The 23362-nt window shown below is 71.7% G+C and carries 18 protein-coding genes; 13 read left to right on the top strand and 5 right to left on the bottom strand.

Translation table 11 applies throughout. From position 1 onward, the window contains the following. The first annotated feature begins 111 nt into the window (after positions 1-111). Positions 112-1161 (top strand): 3-isopropylmalate dehydrogenase, encoded by a 1050-nt coding sequence (locus ABD346_RS19780; RefSeq protein ID WP_344376480.1) that lies wholly within the window; start codon positions 112-114, stop codon positions 1159-1161. 239 nt (positions 1162-1400) lie between these two features. Next, complete coding sequence (locus tag ABD346_RS19775; protein WP_344376479.1) at positions 1401-2501, top strand: branched-chain amino acid aminotransferase; 1101 nt, start codon at positions 1401-1403, stop codon at positions 2499-2501. An 83-nt stretch (positions 2502-2584) separates the two neighbouring features. Here ABD346_RS19775 and ABD346_RS19770 read toward each other — a convergent pair whose 3' ends face one another. Next, positions 2585-4021, bottom strand: coding sequence for a cytosine permease (locus ABD346_RS19770; RefSeq protein ID WP_344376477.1), 1437 nt, complete (start codon positions 4019-4021; stop codon positions 2585-2587). 126 nt (positions 4022-4147) lie between these two features. On the opposite strand from ABD346_RS19770, the gene ureA reads away from it, so the two are divergent. From ureA to ABD346_RS19730, 8 genes are all read left to right on the top strand, one after another. Next, the gene (gene ureA / locus ABD346_RS19765) at positions 4148-4843 is read left to right on the top strand and encodes an urease subunit gamma (protein WP_344376475.1); all 696 of its coding nucleotides are present in this window, start codon (positions 4148-4150) and stop codon (positions 4841-4843) included. Continuing rightward, on the top strand, positions 4843-6525 hold the full coding sequence (locus tag ABD346_RS19760; protein WP_344376474.1) for an urease subunit alpha: 1683 nt from the start codon (positions 4843-4845) through the stop codon (positions 6523-6525). Before ureA ends, ABD346_RS19760 begins: the two co-directional genes overlap by 1 nt. An 11-nt stretch (positions 6526-6536) precedes the next feature. After that, positions 6537-7574: an agmatine deiminase family protein gene (locus tag ABD346_RS19755; RefSeq protein ID WP_344376472.1), complete on the top strand. Its 1038-nt coding sequence runs from the start codon at positions 6537-6539 to the stop codon at positions 7572-7574. 45 nt (positions 7575-7619) lie between these two features. Next, positions 7620-8237: a TetR/AcrR family transcriptional regulator gene (locus ABD346_RS19750; protein WP_344376744.1), complete on the top strand. Its 618-nt coding sequence runs from the start codon at positions 7620-7622 to the stop codon at positions 8235-8237. A gap of 65 nt (positions 8238-8302) precedes the next feature. Continuing rightward, positions 8303-9616 carry an MFS transporter gene (locus ABD346_RS19745; protein ID WP_344376471.1) on the top strand — a complete coding sequence of 438 codons (1314 nt, stop codon included), beginning with the start codon at positions 8303-8305 and terminating at the stop codon, positions 9614-9616. 304 nt (positions 9617-9920) lie between these two features. Beyond that, the gene (gene cimA, locus ABD346_RS19740) at positions 9921-11564 is read left to right on the top strand and encodes a citramalate synthase (protein WP_344376470.1); all 1644 of its coding nucleotides are present in this window, start codon (positions 9921-9923) and stop codon (positions 11562-11564) included. Between the two features lie 121 nt (positions 11565-11685). Further along, positions 11686-13029: a hypothetical protein gene (locus tag ABD346_RS19735; RefSeq protein ID WP_344376468.1), complete on the top strand. Its 1344-nt coding sequence runs from the start codon at positions 11686-11688 to the stop codon at positions 13027-13029. Between the two features lie 110 nt (positions 13030-13139). Beyond that, positions 13140-13937 (top strand): tetratricopeptide repeat protein, encoded by a 798-nt coding sequence (locus ABD346_RS19730; protein WP_344376466.1) that lies wholly within the window; start codon positions 13140-13142, stop codon positions 13935-13937. Here the strand turns inward: ABD346_RS19730 and ABD346_RS19725 are convergent. The 3 genes from ABD346_RS19725 to ABD346_RS19715 all read right to left on the bottom strand — a co-directional run bounded on the left by ABD346_RS19725 (position 13919) and on the right by ABD346_RS19715 (position 16443). Next, positions 13919-14194: a DUF2087 domain-containing protein gene (locus tag ABD346_RS19725; RefSeq protein ID WP_344376465.1), complete on the bottom strand. Its 276-nt coding sequence runs from the start codon at positions 14192-14194 to the stop codon at positions 13919-13921. The genes ABD346_RS19730 and ABD346_RS19725 overlap by 19 nt on opposite strands. Positions 14195-14260: 66 nt before the next feature. Continuing rightward, the gene (locus tag ABD346_RS19720; protein ID WP_344376463.1) at positions 14261-14875 is read right to left on the bottom strand and encodes a YceI family protein; all 615 of its coding nucleotides are present in this window, start codon (positions 14873-14875) and stop codon (positions 14261-14263) included. Positions 14876-15111: 236 nt separating this feature from the next. After that, complete coding sequence (locus ABD346_RS19715) at positions 15112-16443, bottom strand: helix-turn-helix domain-containing protein (RefSeq protein WP_344376461.1); 1332 nt, start codon at positions 16441-16443, stop codon at positions 15112-15114. A 112-nt stretch (positions 16444-16555) separates the two neighbouring features. Here ABD346_RS19715 and ABD346_RS19710 point away from each other — a divergent pair, with 112 nt between their 5' ends. After that, positions 16556-17905, top strand: coding sequence for a M64 family metallopeptidase (locus ABD346_RS19710; protein WP_344376459.1), 1350 nt, complete (start codon positions 16556-16558; stop codon positions 17903-17905). Positions 17906-18485: 580 nt separating this feature from the next. On the opposite strand, the gene ABD346_RS19705 is transcribed toward ABD346_RS19710, so the two are convergent. After that, the gene (locus tag ABD346_RS19705) at positions 18486-19538 is read right to left on the bottom strand and encodes a substrate-binding domain-containing protein (protein WP_344376457.1); all 1053 of its coding nucleotides are present in this window, start codon (positions 19536-19538) and stop codon (positions 18486-18488) included. Between the two features lie 278 nt (positions 19539-19816). On the opposite strand from ABD346_RS19705, the gene ABD346_RS19700 reads away from it, so the two are divergent. Then, entirely contained in the window at positions 19817-22207 is a 2391-nt protein-coding gene (locus tag ABD346_RS19700; protein WP_344376456.1) for a polysaccharide lyase 8 family protein, read from the top strand. Between the two features lie 218 nt (positions 22208-22425). Then, on the top strand, positions 22426-23362 hold a 937-nt coding region (locus ABD346_RS19695; protein ID WP_344376453.1), incomplete at its 3' end, for an acyl-CoA carboxylase subunit beta.

The following is a 23362-nucleotide window of genomic DNA, read 5'->3' as shown; positions in this document are numbered from 1 at the left end:
GGAGGTGAACGCCGGACATACGCCCGGACACGCGTTTTCGCGGAAGATCTCCGCCTGTCCATACTCTGGACATCGGGTGTCAATGGCTGGGACGGCGAGTAGGGTTCCCCCATGTCGGCAAGTTCTCGCAGCATCAATCTCGCAGTGATCCCCGGTGACGGCATCGGCCAGGAGGTCGTGGCCCAGGGCCTGAAGGTCCTCCGTGCCGTCCTTCCGCAGGATGTGAAGCTGGAGACCAGGGAGTTCGACTTCGGCGCCCGGCGTTACCACGCCACCGGTGAGACCCTCACCGACGCCGACGTCGAGGCCCTCAAGCAGCACGACGCGATCCTGCTCGGCGCGATCGGAGACCCCTCGGTCCCGTCCGGCGTCCTGGAGCGCGGCTTCCTGCTGAAGCTCCGCTTCCTCTTCGACCACTACGTCAACCTCCGCCCCAGCAGGCTGCTCCCCGGCGTCGCCACCCCGCTCGCCGGCCAGCCCGAGATCGACTTCATCGTCGTGCGCGAGGGCACCGAGGGCCCGTACACCGGCAACGGCGGCTCGATCCGTACCGGCACGCCGCACGAGGTGGCCACCGAGGTCTCGGTCAACACCGCCTACGGCGTCGAGCGCGTGGTCCGGGACGCCTTCGCCCGCGCCCAGGCCCGCCCGCGCAAGAAGCTGACCCTGGTCCACAAGAACAACGTCCTGGCCTACGCCGGGCACCTGTGGACCAACATCTTCAACAAGGTGGCCAAGGAGTTCCCCGACGTCACCACCGACTACCTGCACGTGGACGCGGCGACGATCTTCCTCGTCACCGACCCGGCGCGGTTCGACGTGATCGTCACCGACAACCTCTTCGGCGACATCATCACCGACCTCGCCGCGGCCGTCTCGGGCGGCATCGGCGTCGCGGCCTCGGGCAACATCAACCCGAGCGGCGCGTTCCCGTCGATGTTCGAGCCGGTGCACGGCTCCGCCCCGGACATCGCGGGCCAGGGCAAGGCCGACCCCTCGGCCACGATCCTCTCGGTCGCCCTGCTGCTGCGCCACCTCGGATACGAGGCCGAGGCGGCCCGCATCGAGGCCGCCGTCTCCGAGGACCTCGCGGCCCGCGGCGACTCGGTCCGCACCACGGACGAGATCGGCGACGCGCTCGCCGTACGGGTAGCCGGCTGACCCCGCGGCACAGCTACGCAACAGCCGCCGGGTCGCATTTCGCACCCGGCGGCTTTTCGCATGCGGCCACCGGGTGACACCATCAACCCCGGACCGCACATCACACCGTTGTGTCCAAGGCCCCGCCAAGAGCGATAATCGGACGTGGGCCGCGACATGCGGAGCAGCTCGGACGTCCAGGCAGCAGCAGCGGCGTGAGCGCGGTCCGTCACTATCCACCGGTGAAGGACACAGCACTCATGACGACGCCCACGATCGAGCTCAAGCCCACCTCGCATCCGCTGTCCGACGCGGAGCGCGAGGCGATTCTGGCCAGCCCCGGTTTCGGCCGCCACTTCACCGACAACATGGTGACGGTCCGCTGGACCGAGGGCCGTGGCTGGCACGACGCCCAGCTCGTGCCGTACGCCCCGCTGTCCATGGACCCGGCCAACATGACGCTGCACTACGCGCAGACGATCTTCGAGGGCCTCAAGGCGTACCGCCAGCCCGACGGCACGGTCGCCACGTTCCGGCCCGAGGCCAACGCCGAGCGCTTCCAGTCCTCGGCCCGCCGCATCGCGATGCCCGAGGTGCCCGTCGACCTCTTCATCGCGGCCTGCGACGCGCTGATCCAGCAGGACAAGGCGTGGGTCCCGGCCACCGGCGAGGCCTCCCTCTACCTGCGTCCCTTCATGATCGCGACCGAGGTCGGGCTCGGCGTGAAGCCGGCCAACGAGTACCTGTTCATCGTGATCGCCTCCCCGGCCGGCGCCTACTTCCCGGGCGGCGTGAAGCCCGTCTCGGTGTGGCTGTCCGAGGAGTACGTCCGTGCCGTCAAGGGCGGCACCGGCGCGGCCAAGACCGGCGGCAACTACGCGGCCTCCCTGGTCGCCCAGGCCGAGGCCGCCCAGCACGGCTGCGACCAGGTCGTCTGGCTCGACGCGGTCGAGCACCGCTGGATCGAGGAAATGGGCGGCATGAACCTGTACTTCGTGTACGGCCAGGAAAATGGAACGCAGAAGATCGTCACCCCCGAGCTGACCGGCTCGCTGCTGCCCGGCATCACCCGCGACTCCCTCCTGAAGATCGCCCGCGATCTCGGGTACGAGGCCGTCGAGGGGCGGATCTCCACGGAGGACTGGAAGCGGGACAACGAGAACGGCTCGCTCACCGAGGTCTTTGCCTGCGGCACGGCGGCGGTCATCACCCCCGTCGGCTCGGTGAAGTCCGCCCGGGCCAACTGGACGCAGGGTGACGGTGAGCCCGGCGAGGTCACGATGAAGCTCCGCAAGGCGCTGCTCGACCTTCAGACGGGGCAGTCCGCGGACCCGCACGGCTGGATGCACCAACTCGGCTAGGGCCGGTAGCCGGTCGACTGCGGGCCCGCCGTGGCTGGTCGCGCAGTTCCCCGCGCCCCTGGGGGATGCCTGCTCAGCTCCGCCTAGCTCTCCAACAGGGCCGCCTCGGACTCGGTGTCCGCGGCGGCCCTTTCGGTTGCGCGGGAGCGGGCGGTCAGTGCCATGTACGCCAAACCGCCCACCACCCCCGACAGCAGGAAGCTGCAGTCCACTCCGCCCGTCCAGCTCAGGAGCGGGCCCTGGTAGTTGGGAAGGGAGACCGCGAGGAGGCCCGTGGCCGCGCCCAGGGCCCAGGACGTCACGGCGCGGAGGTTCCAGCCTGCGCGGTACCAGTAAATGCCGCCCCGCGAGCGGCGGTTGAAGACCTGGAGGGCGTCCGCGTCGTACACGCCCCGGCAGCGCGCGAAGCCGATCAGGGTGATCACTGCCCAGGGTGTGCCGATCGCCGTGAGCAGCAGGACGAACGAGGTCATCGCGGCCTGCGCGTCCCACGCGAAGTGGCCCGCGAACACACACACCGTGGCGACGCCCGCCACCGCGAACGTCGCCCGGGTCCGCGAGGCGCGCGGCAGGATCGCGTCCAGGTCGAGGCCCATCGAATAGAGCATCAGACCCGCGTTGCCCACCGAGCCCGCCGAGGCGGCGAGCAGGAGCGGCACCAGGTACCAGCCGGGGGCGGCCGCCACCAGCGGGCCCGCGTAGTCGGTGGCCGCGCGGGCCGCGTACGCCGTGAACGTACCGAAGAGCTGGGGCACCAGGAGGCCCGCCGTCAGGCCGAGCCAGGTCGCGTGCAGGACGCGGCGCGGGCGGTGCCGGGCCGGCGAGATGTAGCGCGTGTAGTCGCCGAGCAGCGTGATGAACGCGATCGGTCCGCTGAGCCCCGCCGCGACGAGCGCGAGCAGCCAGGTCGGCCAGAACGAGCCCAGCAGATAGCCGCCCGCGTCCGGCAGTGCCGAGGTGGTGAAGTGCGGTGCGTAGGCGACGACTCCGAGGATCAGCAGCGCCGTCATGCCCACGGCCAGGATGCGCGACAGGCGAAGCAGTACCCGGTAGCCGTACACCGCGCCGATGACGGTGGCCGCGGCGAGCAGCGCGTACACGATGCCGTACGAGATCCCGCCGGTCGGCAGGCCGAACAGGCGGTGCAGGACACCCGTCATCGCGTCCCCGCCGATCCACACGGTCAGCGCGGTGTAGCCGAGCGAGAGCAGCAGGCCCACCACCGAGCCCACCAGCCGTCCGCGTACGCCGAATTGGGCGCCGGACGACGTGGACAGGTTCGTGGCCGTACGCAGGGAGACGAGCGCGAGCGGGGCCGTCAGGAGGGTGCCGAGCACCGTGCCCGCGATCACCGCGCTGACCGAGGCCCACCAGCCGAGGCCGAAGGAGACCGGCAGCCAGCCGAAGACGATCACCCCGAGGCACAGGTTCGAGCCGAGCAGGATCGACACGAGGTCGCGCGGCCCGCTGGTGCGTTCCGCTTCCGGGACCGTATCGACTCCGCGCTGTTCTATGGGCATGCCGGCGCCTCTCGCTCTCGGGGGTTTGAGTGGCGCTCAATGTGACTCATGCCAAGCGGTGCCGTCAATGCTTCCACTCTGTGAAATCTCTGGTTAGAGTGGCGTTCAAACAGGAGGTGTGATGGCGTGCGACTGACCCCGACGGAGCGTGACCGGCTGCTGCTGTTCGGCGCCGCGGAACTGGCCAGGGCCCGCAGGGCCCGCGGGCTCCGCTTGAACGTGCCCGAGGCGACCGCCCTGATCGCGGACACCGTCTGCGAGGCGGCCCGCGACGGCCGGCGGCTCGCCGAGGCCATCGAGGCGGCCCGAGCCGTGCTCGGCCCCGACGACGTGCTGCCCGGCGTGTCCGACGTGGTCACCGAGGTCCACGTCGAGGCCGTCTTCGACGACGGCTCCCGGCTCGCGGTGGTGTCCGACCCCATCGGCGGCACGGCGGGCGACGGCGCCCCGGGCGCCCTGCTGCCCGGCGACGGCTACCCGGAGGCGGCCCCCGAGGTCCGGCTCGCCGTGACCAACACCGCTTCGGTGCCGGTCAGCGTCACCTCGCACTTCCACTTCTTCGAGGCCAACCCGCGGCTCGACTTCGACCGCGCGGCCGCCTACGGCATGCGGCTGTGCGTACCCGCCGGGTCCTCGGTGCGGTTCGGGCCCGGCGAGAGCGAGGAGGTCGGCCTCGTCCCGATCGGCGGCGACCGCGTCGCCATCGGCTTCGCGGGCCTGGTCGACGGTCCGCTCGACGCGCCCGGCGCGAAGGAAGAGGCCCTGCGCAGAGCCGCCGCCTGCGGCTACCTGGGAACCGACGCGCGCGAGGGAGACAAGTGATGGACCCGTACGAGTACGCCTCCGTGCACGGCCCCCGCACCGGCGACCGGATCCGGCTCGGGGACTCGGGCCTGACCGTGCGGGTCGAGTCCGACTCGCAGGCCCCCGGCGACGAGTTCCTGGCCGGCTTCGGCAAGACCGCCCGCGACGGGCTGCACCTGAGGGCCGCGGCCGTCCGCGAGACCTGTGACGTCGTGATCAGCAACGTCGTCGTGATCGACGCGGTGCAGGGCATCCGCAAGGTGTCCATCGGCATCCGTGAGGGCCGGATCTGCTCGATCGGGCGGGCCGGGAATCCCGACACCCTCGACGGCGTGGATGTCGTGGTCGGCACCGGCACCTCGATCGTGTCCGGCGAGGGGCTCATCGCCACCGCCGGAGCCGTCGACCCCCACGTCCACCTGCTGTCCCCGCGCATCATGGAGGCCTCGCTCGCCTCCGGTGTCACCACGATCATCGGCCAGGAGTTCGGCCCGGTCTGGGGTGTCGGCGTCAACTCGCCCTGGGCGCTGCGGGGCGCCTTCGCCGCCTTCGACGCGTGGCCGGTCAACATCGGCTTCCTGGGCCGGGGTTCGTCCTCGAACGGCGCCCCGCTGGTGGAGGCGCTCGCCGAGGGCGGTGCCTGCGGGTTCAAGGTCCACGAGGACATGGGCGCCCACACCCGCGCGCTCGACACCGCGCTGCGCGTCGCGGAGGAACACGACGTCCAGGTCGCCCTGCACAGCGACGGGCTGAACGAGTGCCTCACCGTCGAGGACACCCTGAAGGTGCTCGAAGGCCGCACCATCCACGCCTTCCACATCGAGGGCTGCGGCGGCGGTCACGTACCCAACGTGCTGAAGATGGCGGGCGTCCCGAACGTCATCGGGTCCTCGACCAACCCCACTCTCCCCTTCGGGCGGGACGCGGTCGCCGAGCACTACGGCATGATCGTCTCGGTCCACGACCTCAAGACCGACCTGCCGGGCGACGCCGCGATGGCCCGCGACCGCATCCGCGCCGGGACGATGGGCGCCGAGGACGTGCTCCACGACCTGGGCGCGATCGGCATCACCTCCTCCGACGCGCAGGGCATGGGCCGCGCGGGCGAGACCGTACGCCGCACCTTCGCCATGGCCGGGAAGATGAAGGCCGAGCTCGGTCCCCTGGAGGGCGACGGGCCCGGCGACGACAACGCGCGCGTCCTGCGCTACATGGCGAAGCTGACCATCAACCCGGCCATCGCGCACGGCGTCTCGCACGAGATCGGCTCCATCGAGGTCGGCAAAATGGCCGACATCGTGCTGTGGCGCCCGGCCTACTTCGGCGCCAAGCCGCAGATGGTCCTCAAGTCCGGCTTCCCCGCCTGGGGCGTCACCGGCGATCCCAACGCGGCCACCGACACCTGCGAACCGCTGGTGCTCGGCCCGCTGTTCGGCGCCCACGGCGGCACTCCCGCCGAGCTGTCCGTCGCGTTCGTGGCGAAGGCCGCCGTCGACCAGGGCGGCGACCAGCTGCCGACCCGCCGCCGCCGGGTCGCGGTGCGCGGCACGCGCGGCATCGGCCCCGCCGACCTGCTGCTCAACTCCCGTACCGGAGCCGTCGGCGTGGACGGCCGCACCGGGCTCGTCACCCTCGACGGCGACCCGCTGCGCTCCGAACCGGCCGACTCCGTCTCCCTCAACCGCCTCTACTTCCTGTAAGGACCACCCTGATGTCTGCTGCCGCCGACGGCTTCCGCATGCCCGCCGAGTGGACCCCGCACGAGCGGACCTGGATGGCATGGCCGGGCCCCAACGTGACGTTCCCGAACGACGCCGAGCTCGCCGAGTCCCGCGCCGCCTGGGCCTCGGTCGCCCGCGCGGTACGCCGCTTCGAGCCGGTCACCATGGTCGTCGGCCCGGGCCAGGCCGACAGCGCCCGCGCCCTGCTCGGCCCCGACATCGAGCTCGTCGAGCGCGAACTCGACGACGCCTGGATGCGGGACATCGGCCCCACCTTCCTCACCGACGGCAAGGGCCGACTGGCCGCCGTGGACTGGACGTTCAACGGCTGGGGCGCCCAGGACTGGGCGACCTGGGAGCACGACGCGAAGATCGGCGCCCACGTCTCCGACCTCGCCGGGGCGCGTACGTACGCCTCGCGCCTGGTCAACGAGGGCGGCGCGATCCACGTCGACGGCGAGGGCACGGTGCTGCTCACCGAGACCGTGCAGCTCGGCCCCGAGCGCAACCCGCACTGGTCCCGCGAGGAGGTCGAGACCGAGATCCACGCCATGCTCGGCACCCGCAAGGCCATCTGGCTGCGCCGCGGTCTGACCGCCGACTACCCGCCGCACGGCTACGGCACCCTCGGCCACGTCGACATCGTCGCCGCGTTCGCCCGGCCCGGCGTCGTGGTCGCCCACACCCAGCCCGACCCGGCCCACCCCGACCACGAGCTCTGCAAGGAGAACGTGGCGCTGCTCCGCTCGCAGACCGACGCCCGCGGCCGCTCCCTCGAAGTCGTCGAGATCCCCGCGCCGACCGTCCTCAAGGACGACCACGGCTGGGTCGACTACTCGTACATCAACCACTACCTCTGCAACGGCGGGGTGGTCCTGTGCGCCTTCGACGACCCGCGCGACGAGAACGCGGCCGGCATCTTCCGCCGCCTGTTCCCCGAGCGCACGGTGACCCTCGTCGACGCCCGGACGATCTTCGCGGGCGGCGGCGGCATCCACTGCATCACCCAGCAGCAGCCCAAGGTGTGACCGCGCGGAGACCCGGCGCGGTCATCGGGTAGAACTGGTCGGGTGATGAGTCCCGCCGCCCGCCGCCGCAATACCGCCCCACCTCGCGAGGAGGTGCTCGTCGCCGCCATGGCCACGATCGCCGAACGCGGACTCGACGGGCTCACCATGGCCGGGCTCGGCCGCGAGGTCGGCATGTCCAGCGGGCACCTCCTCTACTACTTCCGCTCCAAGGACGAGCTGCTGCTCCAGACCCTGGAGTGGAGCGAGGGCCGGCTCGGCGAGGAGCGCCGCGGCCTGCTCGCGCGGCCCGGCACGGCCCGCGAACGCCTCGACGCCTACATCGACCTGTACGTCCCCGACGGGCCGCGCGATCCGCACTGGATCCTGTGGCTGGAGGTCTGGAACCGCTCGCAGAACGCCGACCACGCCGCCCGTGCCCGCCAGGCCGCCATCGAGGGCGCCTGGCACCGCGACCTGGTCGCGATAGTCGCCGAGGGCGTCTCGCGCGGCGAGTTCCGCCGGGTGGACGCCGACCGCTTCGCGGCCCGCCTGCGCGCCCTGCTCGACGGGTTCAGCGTGCACGTCGCCGTCGGCCTGCCCGGCACCGGGCGGCCCCAAGTCCTCGACCACGTAAGGGAGTTCGTGGACGAGTCGCTGATGCGGGGAACGCAACGCACGTAAGTAGGCCCGATCGTTGCGCCCGCACGCCTTGTCGGCCGCGCGGGCCTGCGCCAAGGTCAGCGTCCATGGGACGAGAGCACTGGAAGAAGATCTGGGTCGGTTCGGCCGGCAACATGGTCGAGTGGTTCGACTGGTTCGTGTACGCCACGTTCGCCGTGTACTTCGCGGACGCGTTCTTCCCGAAGGGCAATGAGACCGCCAACCTCATGAACACCATGGGGATCTTCGCGGTCGGCTTCTTCATGCGGCCGGTCGGCGGCTGGCTGCTCGGCCGGATCGGCGACCGCAAGGGCCGCAAGGCGGCGCTCACCCTGACCGTCACCCTCATGTCGGCGTCCGCGATCCTGATCGCGGTCGCGCCGACGTATGCGGTCGCCGGATACGGGGGAGTGGCCGTCCTCCTGGTCGCCCGGCTCCTGCAGGGCCTCTCGGTCGGCGGCGAGTACGCGGCCAGCGCGACCTACCTCACCGAGGCCTCCGACCCGAAGAAGCGCGGCTTCGCCTCCAGTTTCCAGTACGTGTCGATGACCGCGGGCCAGCTCCTCGGGCTCGGCCTCCAGATCGTCATGCAGCGCAACCTCTCGGACGCGGCCCTGCACAGCTGGGGCTGGCGCGTCCCCTTCATCGTCGGCGCGCTCGGCGCCGCCGTCGTCTTCTACCTGCGCCGCTCCATGCTGGAGACCGAGGTGTACGCGGACTCGGGCGCCGCCCACGACGCGGACCGGGGCACCCTGAAGGCGCTGTGGGCGCACAAGCGCGAGGCGCTGCTCGTCATGGCGCTCACCATGGGCGGCACGGTCGCCTACTACACGTACACGACGTATCTGACGAAGTTCCTGTCCAAGAGCGCGGGCATGGACAAGTCGACCGCCTCGCTCGTCAGCTTCTGCGCGCTGTTCGTGTTCATGTGCATCCAGCCGCTGGCGGGCGCGCTCTCCGACCGGATCGGGCGCCGCCCGCTCCTGATCACCTTCGCCGTCGGCTCGACCTTCCTGACCGTGCCGATCATGACCATGCTCAGGCACGCGGGCACCTTCTGGCCCGCCTTGGGCCTCGCCCTGCTCGCCCTGGTCGTCGTCACCGGCTACACCTCGATCAACGCGTGCGTGAAGGCCGAGCTCTTCCCGACCGGTATCCGCGCGCTCGGCGTCGCCCTGCCGTACGCGATCGCGAACGCGCTGTTCGGCGGGACGGCCGAATACGTGGCGCTCTGGTTCAAGCAGGCGGGCATCGAGTCCGGCTTCTACTGGTACGTGGCGGGATGTGCTGCGGTGTCCCTGGTCGTCTACCTGACCATGCGGGAGACCCGCGATATCGATCTCAACCGGGTCAAAGACGAACCCCGGCGGACGCAAGCGGAACCGGTTCCTTCGAATTAGTGCAGGTCGGGGGCGCCCGGATGGTGAGACCCCACCTCCGGGTGCCGGACCCGTATGGCAGACTGCGAGCGTGCTCGCTTCCCGCATGATTATGGACAGCAGCGCGCCGGTCCGCAGTGATCGCTGAACCGTGGCACAACCCGCGGCAGCGGCCATCGTGCCCCAGACCCGCGCGCAGACCTCTCGCACCCGCGAGGGGTCTTTTCGTTTACCGGCCCCACCACGGCCGGGGCGAGGAGCGCGGCGACGGGGGCAAGTGGAGCCATGAGTTCGGAGCCACTCACCCGACAGGAGTCAGATCAGCATGACGACCAACGAGGCGAACGAAGCCGCCGAGGAGAGTCTGCTCGCCGGCCTTCGGGTCGACGACAGTTTCCATGTCTTCGACACGACGCTGCGCGACGGCGCCCAGCGCGAGGGCATCAACCTCACCGTCGCGGACAAGCTGACGATCGCCCGGCACCTGGACGAGTTCGGCGTGGGCTTCATCGAGGGCGGCTGGCCCGGCGCCAACCCCCGCGACACGGAGTTCTTCGCCCGCGCGCAGCAGGAGATCAGCTTCCAGAACGCGCAGCTCGTGGCCTTCGGCGCGACCCGCCGCGCGGGCGGCAGGGCCGCCGAGGACCCGCAGGTGCGGGCCCTGCTTGAGTCCGGCGCCCCGGTGATCACGCTGGTCGCCAAGTCGCACGACCGGCACGTCGAGCTGGCCCTGCGCACCACCCTGGACGAGAACCTGGAGATGGTCCGCGACACGGTGACCCACCTGCGCGAGCAGGGCCGCCGGGTCTTCGTGGACTGCGAGCACTTCTTCGACGGCTACAAGGCGAACCCGGAGTACGCCAAGGCCGTCGTACGGGCCGCCAGTGAGTCCGGCGCCGACGTCGTCATCCTGTGCGACACCAACGGCGGCATGCTCCCCGCCCAGATCCACGCCGTCGTCGCCACCGTGCTCGCCGACACCGGCGCCCGGCTCGGCATCCACGCCCAGGACGACACGGGATGCGCGGTCGCGAACACCCTGGCGGCCGTCGACGCGGGCGCCACCCACGTCCAGTGCACCGCCAACGGCTACGGCGAGCGCGTCGGAAACGCCAACCTGTTCCCGGTCGTGGCCGCACTGGAGATCAAGTACGGCAAGACCGTGCTGCCCAAGGGCGCGCTCGCCGAGATGACCCGGATCTCGCACGCCATCGCCGAGGTGGTCAACCTCGCGCCCTCCACGCACCAGCCGTACGTCGGTGTCTCCGCCTTCGCCCACAAGGCGGGCCTGCACGCCTCCGCGATCAAGGTCGACCCGGACCTGTACCAGCACATCGACCCCTCCCTGGTCGGCAACCACATCCGGATGCTGGTCTCCGACATGGCGGGCCGCGCCTCCATCGAGCTCAAGGGCAAGGAACTCGGCGTCGACCTCGGCGACGACCGCGCGGTCGTCGCCCGCGTCGTGGAGCGGGTCAAGGCGCGCGAGCTCCAGGGCTACACCTACGAGGCCGCCGACGCCTCGTTCGAGCTGCTCCTGCGTGACGAGGTCGAGGGGGGTCCGCGCAACTACTTCCGCATCGAGTCGTACCGGGCGATCATCGAGACCCTCAAGGACGGAACGCACGCCAACGGCGCCACCGTGAAGTTCTGGGTCGGCGACGAGCGCATCATCGTCACCGCCGAGGGCAACGGCCCGGTCAACGCGATGGACTCGGCGCTGCTCCAGGGCCTTGAGCGGTTCTACCCGCAGGTCGCCAAGTTCGAGCTGGTCGACTACAAGGTCCGCACCCTGGAGGGCAAGCACGGCACCGCCTCCACCACCCGCGTCCTGATCACCACCACGGACGGCACGGGCGAGTGGACGACGGTCGGCGCCGCCCCCAACGTCATCGCCGCGTCCTGGGAGGCGCTCCAGGACGCCTACACCTACGGCCTGCTCCGGGCCGGGACCCAGCCGCCGCAGTAGGCACGCGACCCGGGGGGACGGGGCCCGTACCCCCGGGATGTGTCCACTGTGGAGCACGTCGACCCACGACCGCTCCACCCCGTATGTCCGTTTCCGCGCGGCCTCGGGTAGCGTCGGGGCCATGAGGCTCAGGGTTTTGACCGCACTCTCCGGCGCAGCACTCGCCGTACTGACCACGGCGGGCCCCGCCATGGCCGCCACCGGCGCGTCCGACGTGGCCGACCAGCTCAAGAAGAGCCCGGTCTACGTGGATCCCGGAGCCGCGGGCCAGCTCAGTCCGGCCCAGGCCGACGCGCTGGCCAAGAAGATCAAGGACGCGGACAAGCCGCTGTTCGTGGCGGTCCTGCCGAACAGCTCCGCGTTCCCCAAGGACTCGATCCTGCAGAACCTGCGCACGGACACCGGAGTCACCGGCCTGTACGCGATCCGGCTCGGCGACGCCTTCACCTCCGGCGCCGACCGCAAGGTCCTGTCGAACCAGGCCGTCAAGAACCTGAACAGCGCCGTGCGCGCCCCCGGCACCAACACCGACGCCGCCACCCAGCTCAACGCTTTCGTCGACAAGGCGCTCCCGCAGATGAAGGGCCACGCCCCCGCCTCGTGGGGCGGCGGCTCGGGCTCCGGCGGGGGCGGGGTCGACACCGGCGCACTCGTCGGCGTGGGCGCGGTGATCGTCGCGGGCGGCGCCGGCGCGTACGCGCTGGTCCGCCGCAGCCGAAGGAAGAAGGCCGAGGAGGAGCGGGCCGCTCTCCAGCGCCTCCAGGTCGTCGTCGACGAGGACATCACCGCGTTCGGCGAGGAGCTCGATCGGCTCGACTTCCACCCCGCCGAGGCCGGCGCCGACGACGCGATGCGCGCCGACTACGAGCGTGCCCTCGACTCCTACGAGACCTCCAAGACGCTGATGGCGAAGGCCGAGCGGCCCGCCGATGTGACGGGTGTGACGCAGGCCCTGGAGGACGGACGGTTCTCGCTCGCCACCCTCGCCGCCCGCCGCGAGCACAAGCCGCTGCCCGAGCGGCGCGCCCCCTGCTTCTTCGACCCGCGCCACGGCCCCTCCGTCGAGGACGCCGACTGGACCCCGGCCGGCGGCGCCCCGCGCCAGGTCCCGGTCTGCCAGGCCGACGCGACCCGGCTGCGCGACGGCCAGGACCCGATGGTCCGCGAGGTCGACACCGACCAGGGCCGCCGCCCGTACTACGACGCGGGCCCGGCCTACGGACCCTGGGCGGGCGGCTACTTCGGCGGCGGCATGCTGCCGGGCCTCCTGATGGGCACCATGCTCGGCTCGATGCTGTCGAGCCCGGCGTACGCGGCCGACTACGGCGCCGGGTCCTACGACGCGGGCTCCGGCTTCGACGGCGGCGATGTGTCGGGCGCCGACTTCAACTCCTCGGACTTCGGCGGCGGCTGGGGCGACGGGGGCGGCGGCGACGGCGGAGGCTTCGGCGGCGGGGACTGGTAACCCTGCCTGACCTGCCGCTCAGCTGTTGACCCGTCCCGTTCCAGCGGGTGATAGTTGCGAGCCGCACATCCAGGGTTGGGGACACATTGCAAGCCGGGCACAAAGACGTCATGGCGGCCTGCGCCGACGCGGAGGCGCTGCTGCGGGCAGGCCGCACCAGCGAGGCCCGCAAGGCCGCGCGGGCCGCGCTGTACACGGACGGGCCCGACCCCTGCCTGTACGCGGTACTCGGCCGCGCGCACGCCGCCGAGGGCGGTCCCGAGCACGCCGACCGGGCCGAAGCCGTCTTCCGCGAGGGCCTCGACACCTTCCCCGACGACCCGGTTCTGCTCGCGGCGTACGCTGCCGCGTTCAGCCCTCAACTCGCCCGGAATCAGGGTGAGTCGGAGCCGTCGGCGCGGGTGCAGCGGCACGACGCCCGCCTCGTGCTCGCCGTCGTGGGGCACCCGGCCGGCGCCGCCCAGCAGGCGTGGGCCCAGACCCAGGCGCACCCCGCCGACGACCGGGTCGCCGTCCTCGCCGAGACCCTCACCGCGCTCGCCCGGCCGGGCCGGGCCCCGCTGAGGCTCCTGGTACGGGCGCCGCTGACGGCCGGGTCCGCGTGCTGGGTGTGGTTCGCGGGCTGTCTGCTCGCCGTGGCCGCCCTGCACCTGCCCGTGGGGGCGGCGGTGGCCGCGTTGGCCGGCCCTGTGCTGTTCCCGCTGCTGTACGGAGTGCTGCGCGGGGCCCGCCGCCGGGCGCTCGGCCGCACTCCGGCCGCGCTCGCGGTGCCGTCCCCCTACGACGCATTTCCCACGCTGCCGCAGGTCCCGCCGTACACGACCCGCGAAAAGGCGACCGCGGCCGTGGTCCTCGGCCTGGTCGCCCTCGCGCTCGTGTCGTTCGTGTCCTACTTGCCGCGCCGGTAGCTGCTGCCGTCGCGGGTGCGGCTGAGGTGGCCGCCGATCACCAGATGGCGCCGCAGCGCCGAGAAGTCGTCGTGCACGGTGAGCAGCGCGTCGTTCACCTCGCGCTCGCTGTAGTCCCGGTCGCGCTCGAAGAGCGTCTCGGACAGGTGGAGGAGCACCTGCTCGCGGCGGGCGGTCTTGCGGGGGATCGCGGTCAGGCGGCCCCCCGGGAAGAGGGCGGTGACTGCTCGGGGGCCGGTGGCCGCGTTCTCGGACATGCGGGGCAGCCTCTCTCACCCGGGCTTTCGCGGGCAACGTATTTGCGGCGAGGGCCCCGGCGGGTGTCAGGCGGACTTGATCGCGGAGATGTCGAAGGTCAGCTTCACCTTGTCGCTGACCATGACGCCACCGGTCTCCAGGGCCGCGTTCCAGGTCAGGCCCCAGTCGGAGCGCAGGATGTCGGCGCCGCCCTCGAAGCCGATGCGCTGGTTGCCGTAGGGGTCGGTGGCCGAGCCGTTGAACTCCAGGTCGATGGCGAGCGGCCGGGTGACGTCCTTGATCGTCAGGTCGCCGGTGATCCGGTACTTGTCGCCACCGAGCGCCTTGGCCCCGGTCGAGCGGAAGCTCATCACCGGGAACCGCTCGGCGTCGAAGAAGTCGCCGCCGCGCAGGTGGCCGTCGCGGTCCGCGATGCCGGTGTCGATGCTGGCGATCTTGACGTCGATGGAGGCGGAGGAGGCGGCCGGGTTCTCGCCGTCGAGGGTCAGGGTGCCCTCGTGCTCGGTGAACGAGCCCCGGACGTTGGTGACCATGGCGTGCCGCACGGTGAAGCCGATGCTGCTGTGCGCCGGGTCGATCGTGTACGTGCCGCTCAGCGCGGCCAGCGCCGGGTCGACCTCGACGGGGGCCGCGCTGTCGAGGGTGGCGGTGCTGCTGTTCCTACGGCCGAAAAGACCCATGACCTGCTCCTTGGGGACGCGCCGCGGCCTTGCGCCGAAGCGGTTTAAGTTTCAACGAGATTCACTGTAGGGCGATTCCGTTCGGTTTTCAACTACTTCACTCGTTCGGGGGTGCGGCGCTCGGCGGGGCCGGGCGTAGAGGGCCTGTCGGCCTTGGGCGCGGGGAGGCAGCCGAGGGCCGGGGGCGGCTCTCGGTGCGGGATGCGGCGGGGCCGGCCGGGGAGGGCCCGGCGGCTTCAGATGCGGGGTGGCAGCGGGGCCGGGCCCAGGGTGGTCGTGCCCGGGGCGGCGCGGTGGCCGAGGCCGGTGCGGTAGGCGTCCAGGGCCGCTTCGATGCGGCCGGCGCGGCGCAGCAGGTCGCCGAGCAGGCGGCACAGGTCGGCCATGTCGCCGCTCGCGCCGCTGCGCTCAAGGAGCCCGAGCGCGGTGACGTAATGCTCCTCCGCCGGCTCCGTCTCGCCCCGCTCCTCGCAGATCAGGCCGAGCAGCCGGTGCGCGCCGCCCGCGTGCACCGCGCCGTGCTGGTCGCCGAGCTCGGTGAGCGGGGTGAGGAGTTCCATCGCCTCCGCGTGCCGCCCGAGGCGCCGCAGCACGTCCGCCAGCTCCACCTCGACCTGCGCGGTGAACAGCACGGCCCGCTTGGCCGCGAGCATGTCCCGCGCGGTACGCAACTCCCGCTCCGCGGAATCGAGTTCGCCCTCCTGGGCGTATACGTAGCCGCGCATCCAGTGGCAGTGCGCCAGATCCGTACGCAGCCGCAGCTGGCGGTAGATCGACTGGGCCTTGGCGAGCGAGGCGTCCGCGTCGGCCAGGCGCCCTTCCGCGAGGAACGTCCGCGCGACCTGGCGGTGCATGCCGGCGACCAGCGCCGGGTCCGAGACCTGCGGGGCGAGTGCGAGGGCCAGCTCGGCGGCGCGTGCCGCGCGGGCCTGGGCGCCCATGTCCAGATAGGGGCCGATGACCGCCGCGTACAGGAGGACCAGTGCCTCGGGGTCGGCGAGCCCGCTGGTGCCGAGCTCGTCGATGGCCGACTCCAGGAGGTAGCAGGCATAGCGCAGCTCGCCCGCCAGGATGTGGGCGACGGCCCGGCCCCGCACCGCCCGTGCCCGGCGCGGCAGCGGCTCGGCGGCCAGGATCTGCTCGCACGCCTCGAAGTGGCGTACGGCGTCCTCGAGTTCACCGGTTTCCAGCGCGCAGTCGCCGAGCCCGAGCAGTGCCTCGGCGCGCTCCTCGTCGAGGCCGTGCAGCTCGGCCTCGGTGAGCAGTTGGCGGTAGCGGACGGCCGCCTCGTCGGCCTCGCCGGTCGCCAGCGCCCGCTGGGCGTCGGTGAGACCGAGCCGCAGCTCGGTGACGAGGCGGGCCGGGCGGCCCGTGGCGAGTTCCTCGTACGTCGTGCCGAGCCGCCCGGCGAGATGGCGCAGGGCCGCTTCGGAGGGGCGGACCTTCCCGGACTCCAGGGTCGAGACATAGGCGGGCGTATAGGCGGGTTCCGCCAACTGGCGCTGTGTCAGGCCCAGTTGAGCGCGCAGTCGCTGAACTCGGCGGCCGATCACGGCAGGTTCATCCATGGCGTCCCCTCGGCCCCAGGGCATTGCGCACGCCCCGTGCGCCCCCTAATTTAAGCAGGCCGTTCAACGCATTTACCCGACTGCTTAACTTCCGTTACAGAGGGAGTACTTCATGCGCCCACCCCTGCGCAGAGGCATCGTGACGGCCGCGCTCGCCGCCACCGCCGTCATGGCCGCGCTCGCCGCCGGACCCGGCACCGCGGCCGCCGCCGACCCACCGCCGCCGCACCCGAAGGTCCAGGTCGAGATACCCGGCCCCGAAGCCGCCTCGGGGCAGACCCTCGCGGGCTCCGGCCACACCCTCGTCCCCGTCAACGGGCAGGGCAGACCCGCGCCGCACCTCTCGGCACCCTCGGCCGCCGCCGACGGCGAGGTCAGCAAGATGATCGACAACGGCTCGACCGCGGACCGCCTCGACATCGTCATCGTGGGCGACGGCTACACGGCCGGCCAGCTGGACCAGTTCCACGCCGACGCCAAGGAGAAGTGGGGCGAGATCACCGGCGTCGAGCCGTACACCACGTACCAGAACCTCTTCAACGTCTGGACGGTGGACGCGGTCTCCGCCCAGAGCGGCGTCTCCGGCGACCCGGCGCAGGGCGACGTGAAGGACACCGCGCTCGGCTCGTACTTCTGGTGCGACGGCATCGAGCGGCTGCTCTGCATCGACCAGAACAAGGTCGACTCCTACGTGGCGAAGGCGCCCCAGGCCGACCTGGTGATCGTCCTCGCCAACAGCGCCAAGTACGGCGGGGCCGGCTACAACGAGCCGTCCAAGACGCTCGGTTACGAGGGCATATCCACCGCGTCCGCCGGGAACGCCAAGTCCGGCCAGGTCGCCATCCACGAGACCGGGCACTCGCTCGGCAAGCTGGCCGACGAGTACTTCTACCCGGACACCCCGGGCTACGAGCACTACTCGGGCCCCGAGGCCGACCAGTCCAACATCTCCGTCCTGACGGCTGATCAGATGTCGGCGGACCGTACCAAGTGGTACCGCTGGCTCGGCGAGACGTCGCCGGACGGGGGGACGGTCGGTGCGTACGAGGGTGGCGGGTACTACGTCACCGGCCTGAACCGGCCCACCGACGGCTCGATCATGCGCATCCTGGGCAAGCCGTTCAATCTGCCGGGCGTGGAGGCGATGATCGCGGGCTTCTACCGCCACGCGTCGATCGCGACGCCGGCGACGTCGACGGCGCGCACGCTGCGGTCCTCCGACACGGCGCGGGTGGTCGTGCCGCGCCTTGCGGGCGCCCGGCAGCTGACGGTCCGCTGGTACCTGGACGGGCGGGAGCTGCGGCGGTACGAGGGCCGTACAGCTGTGCCGGTACGGGGGCTCGACCTTGGGCGGGGCGCGCACGACCTGACGGTACGGGTGGTGGACCGGACTTCCTCGGTCCGTGACCCCGGGATCGCGGCGGGGCTGCGGGGCGCGGTCACCTGGACGGCCCGCCGCTGACTCTGGGGGCGGGGGGTGCGCCTGGGGCTCCGCCCCAGACCCCGATGGCCCCTCCCCGCCCCTCCCCGCTGGGACACTCTGCGGCTCCGCCGCGTGGCCTCCGGGGGTGAAAGGACTCCTGGGGCTCCGCCCCAGACCCCGTTTCGCGCCTGAAGGGCGCTCGTCCTCAAACGCCGGACAGGCTGAAGCGGGCCGCCCCGGGCCAGGACCGCCCCTGCCGGGGGAGCGACCAAGGAGCGCTGGGCGCCCTACAGGGGCGCGGGGAACTGCGCGAGCAACCACGCACGGTCCGCGGTGGAGACGTGGTTTGGGGGCGTGGGGAACTGCGCGCCCAGCCATGACGTGTCCGCCGCCGAAGGGTCGGAGGTCGAGCTCGAAGGCTGGGGGTGGCCGTATCGCATGCCGCCAGGGGCGCGGGGAACTGCGCGAGCAACCACGCACGGTCCGAGGGCAAAAGCGGGTCAGGGGCGCGGGGAACTGCGCGACCAGCTGCCCGCGGTCCGCAGGCGATCGGCAACCCATCCAGCCCCTGCGGCGTTTGAGCAGCCGGGGTTCGGGGGCGGAGCCCCCGAGGCTCTGGCTACGCGCTCGATGCCCGGATCTTCAGGTCCGGCAGGATCGACACATGGTGCCTGGCCCGCGCAGGGTCACCGACGCGCAGGGCCAGAAGATCCACCGCCGCCACCCCCACCGCCCGCTTCGGCGGAGCCACCGCCGTAAGCGGGATGTCCGCCAGCGCAGCGACCTCGTCGTCGTACGCCACGATCGCGAGGTCGCCCGGCACGGACAGGCCGCGGGCCCGCAGCCGGGGGAGCAGCACGATCGCATCGTGGTCGTTGTGGACCAGGACTGCGTCGAGCAGTCCGGCACCGACCGCCGCCACAAAGTCGTCGAGTTGGGTGTCGCGGCGCACCGGGTCGGTCTCCGGGGCCGTGATGGTGAAACGCAGCGCATCCGGTGCCGGGAGCCCCTGCGACGCGAGGCCGGCCTCGTAGCCCTCCTCCACCGGCGCGCTGTGCGGGCTGTCCGCGCGCAGGAGCAGCCCGATCCGCTCGCGGCCGGCCCCCGCGAGATGGCGTACGGCGAGCCGGGCCCCGTACGCGTGGTCGGTCACCACCCGCTCCGCGCCCGGCACGTCGTCCCCGGACCGCCGCTCCACCAGCGCGAACGGCACGCCGAGCGCCGCCAGCCAGTCCTGGTCGCCGGCCGGGCCGCACGGGGCGATGAGCAGTCCGTCGATCCCGTGCCCGATCAACTGCCGTACCTGCGCCCGCTCTTCGCCCGGCCGGTACTGCGAGATGCCGAGCACGAGCCGGATGCCCCGCGCGGCGGCCGCCTCCCTGGCCCCCTTGATGACCTCGGGGTAGTAGTAGTCGGCCGCGGGCACGACGAGGCCGAAGACAAGACCCGGGCCGGGCGGGGCGGACGGCGAAGACGACGAGGCCGGCGCCGTCTCGGGAAGCAGCGCCCCGCCGTGCACCCGGGCCACCAGACCGCGCTCGGCGAGCGCCTCCACGTCCCGCCGCACGGTCACCGCGGAGACCTTCAACTCCTCGGCGAAGTCGGTCACCCGGAGCGAGCCCCGCTCGCGCAGCCGCCGCAGTATCGCCCGGTGCCTGTCCTCGGCGTGCACGTGGGTCCGCCCCTCCCCGCCGACTCCCGCCGACCGTCGTCAACCGCTGACCAGGAGCGTAACCGCCGTTGGATCGTTCGTGCACGATTCTGTGCGAACGATCAATTTCCTTGATGAATGTGCGAAGTATTGCGCGTTCTTTCGATGTCATGAGAGAAACCGCTCAATCGCACCTCGTTCACCCCGGGCTCCCGCCCGCCTGCCACCTCGCCAGTCCCGGGCCTCGCGCCCACCCCGTGCTCCTCCTCGTTCGCCCACGCTCCGGAGGTTCCGTCACCATGCCATCCGCCCAGGGCAGTTCACGCCGTACCTTCCTCGCCGCATCCGGTACCGGCGCCGCCGCCGTCGCGCTCGGTCTGACGCTGCCCGCCCAGCAGGCCGCTGCGTCCCAACTCGCCCCGGCAGCAGACGAGTTCGACGCCCTGCGCCTGAGGTGGCGCGAGCTCGCGCTCGGCTCCGGGTTCGACGCGACCGCCGAGCCGTACGCCACCAAGCTCGTCGCGCTGGGCACTTCGGCCCGTACCGCACTCGCGACCATGGCTCCCGCGCCCGGCTCGCTCTGGCCCGACCAGCCGCTGACCGCCCCCGCCACCGGCTCCGCCAACATGAGCACCAGCTACGGACGGCTCAACACCATGGCGCAGGCCTGGGCCCAGCCCGGCACCGGTTCCACCGGCGACGCCACGCTGATCGCCGCCGTCGGCAGGGGCCTCGACCACCTCTACACCCAGATCTACAACGAGAACACCAAGCCGTTCGGCAACTGGTGGGACTGGCAGATCGGCAGCTCCCGGCTGCTCATGGACACCGCCGTCATCGCCTACGACACCCTCACCGCCGACCGGCTCGGCCACTACACCGCCGCCATCGACCACTTCGTGCCGGACAGCGCGGTCGCCGTCTACAGCGGCACCTCCACCGGCGCCAACCGCACCGACCTGTGCCGCGTGCTCGCCACCCGCGGAGTGCTCGGCAAAAACGCCGCGAAGATCGCCCTGGCCCGCGACGCCCTCTCGCCCGTCTTCCCGTACGTCACCACGGGAGACGGCCTGTACGCCGACGGATCGTTCATCCAGCACACCTGGATCGCCTACACCGGCTCGTACGGCGAGGTCCAGATCGACGGCCTGTCCCGGCTCTTCGCGCTGCTCGCCGGCTCCAGCTGGGCGGTCACCGACCCCAACCGGCAGATCATCCTCGACTCCGTCGAACGCAGCTACGCGCCGCTCATCCACGACGGCCTGATGGTGGACTGTGTCAATGGCCGCGCCATCTCCCGCCAGACCACCGACGACCAGCTCATGGGCCGCACGATCATGGCCCACATCGCCATGCTGGCGCTCGGCGCGTCACCCGCCGAACGCGACCGCTGGCGCGCGCTGATCAAGGGCTGGGCCGACCGGGCCCAGACCACCCCCGTCCTCGCCGACCAGCGCCTCTCCGTCGCCAACCTCGCCCTGCTGCGGGCCGCCGTCGACGCGGCGCCCACCGCGGCTCCCGCCCCGGCCGGCCCGCACCTGTTCCCCGCCATGGACCGCGCGGTCCACCGCGGCTCCCGCTTCGCCGCCTCGCTGAGCATGTCCTCCAACCGGATCGCGTACTACGAGAACGGCAACGGCGAGAACCTGCGCGGCTGGCACACCGGCTCCGGGATGCTCGCCTGGTGGGGCGACGGCTTCGCGGGCGACCAATACAGCGACGGCTTCTGGCCCACTGCCGACCCGTACCGCATGCCCGGCACCACCGTCTCGCGCAAGCCGCTCGCCGACGGCGAAGGCGGCGCATGGGGCGCGGCCAGACCCGCCGTGACCTGGGTCGGCGGCGCCAGTGACGGTACGTACGCGGCCGTCGGCCAGCATCTCAAGGGGCTCTCCTCCACCCTGACCGCCCGCAAGTCGTGGTTCTTCGTGGGCGACGAGATCGTGTGCCTCGGTGCCGGGATCACCGCCGCCGACGGGATGCCCGTCGAGTCGGTCGTCGACCACCGCAACCTCGGTGCCACCGGCACCAACGCCCTCACCGTCGACGGCCGCCGCCTGCCCACCACCCTCGGCCGGCACGACACCTTCCCCCGGGCCCGCTGGGCGCACCTCGCCGGCCACGGCGGCTACGTCTTCCCCGGCGGGGCCGCCGTCCAGACCCTGCGCGAGGAGCGCACCGGCACCTGGAAGGCCATCAACACCGGCGGCACCGCCGACCCGGTCACCCGCCGCTACCTCACCCTCTGGTTCGCCCACGGCACCGACCCCGCCGACGCCACGTACGCCTACGTCCTGCTGCCCGGAGCCCGCCAACTGGAGACCGCGGTCCGCGCCGCCGACCGCGACAAGGTGCGCGTCCTCGCCAACTCGGCCTCCGTCCAAGCCATTTCGTCCCACCGGCTCGGCCTGCTCGCCGCGAACTTCTGGACGGCGGGCGCGGCCGGCGGCCTGACCGTGGACGGCCCGGCGAGCGTCCTGGTCCGTAGTGCCCGCCGTACGGCGACGCTGTCGCTCGCCGCTCCCGAGCGCACCGGAGCTCCGGTCGAGCTGAGCTGGGACCGGCCGGTACGCTCGGTGGCCTCGCGGGACCCGAGGGTGGAGGTACTCGCCACCGGCCGGTCGCTGCGGCTCCGCATCACCCCGGACACCGCCTGCGGCACGGTCCGTACGGACGTCGTTCTCGGCTGACACGGCGCTGACACCGCTGACACCGGGCTGATGGCGCGCTGACACGACGCGGCGCCGTTGTCGGCGGTCGTTGTCGGAACCCTACAGAGGACAGGGTCCCTGAGCTGTCGAGTCGGGCGTTTGGTGCAGGTCTACTGTCAGCCTCCACTAGGAAAGCGGTCCGGAGACTGTGCGGAGTCGACGGAGGAAATCCTTGGTCGCTTTCGTAGGGTCGATACATGACCGTTGTGGACGAGACCCCGGGCGAGCCGAGCGACACGCGTGGACGCGTGGCGGAACTTCACGCCCTGCGTGAGGAGGCCCGTCGTGGGCCGAGTGAGCGTGCGACCGAGGCGCAGCACGCGAAGGGCAAGCTGACTGCGCGTGAGCGGATCGACCTGCTGCTGGACGCGGACTCGTTTCACGAGGTGGAGCAGTTGCGCCGGCATCGTGCGGTGGGTTTCGGTCTGGAGGCGAAGAAGCCGTACACCGATGGTGTGGTGACTGGTTGGGGCACGGTGGAGGGCCGGACGGTCTTCGTGTACGCCCATGACTTCCGGATCTTCGGCGGCGCTCTGGGTGAGGCGCATGCGACGAAGATCCACAAGATCATGGACATGGCGATCGCGGCGGGGGCGCCTTTGGTGTCGCTGAACGACGGCGCGGGCGCCCGTATCCAGGAGGGTGTCAGCGCGCTGGCGGGCTATGGCGGCATCTTCCAGCGGAACACGAAGGCGTCGGGGGTGATCCCGCAGATCAGCGTGATGCTGGGTCCGTGTGCGGGTGGCGCTGCCTACAGTCCGGCGCTGACGGACTTCGTGTTCATGGTGCGGGAGACCTCGCAGATGTTCATCACGGGTCCGGATGTGGTGCGGGCGGTGACGGGTGAGGAGATCACCCAGAACGGCCTCGGTGGCGCGGATGTGCATGCGGAGACCTCTGGCGTCGCGCATTTCGCGTACGACGACGAGGAGACGTGCCTGGCCGAGGTCCGCTACCTGATCTCGATGCTGCCGTCGAACAACCGGGAGAACCCGCCGGTCCACCCGAGCGACGACCCGGCCGACCGGCGCTCCGAGGCCCTTCTCGACCTCGTCCCCGCCGACGGGAACCGGCCGTATGACATGCACAAGGTGATCGAGGAGCTCGTCGACGACGGGGACTTCCTGGAGGTTC

Source organism: Streptomyces mauvecolor (assembly GCF_039532965.1).
GTDB lineage: Bacteria > Actinomycetota > Actinomycetes > Streptomycetales > Streptomycetaceae > Streptomyces > Streptomyces violascens.
This window is presented reverse-complemented; position numbering and strand designations above follow the sequence as displayed.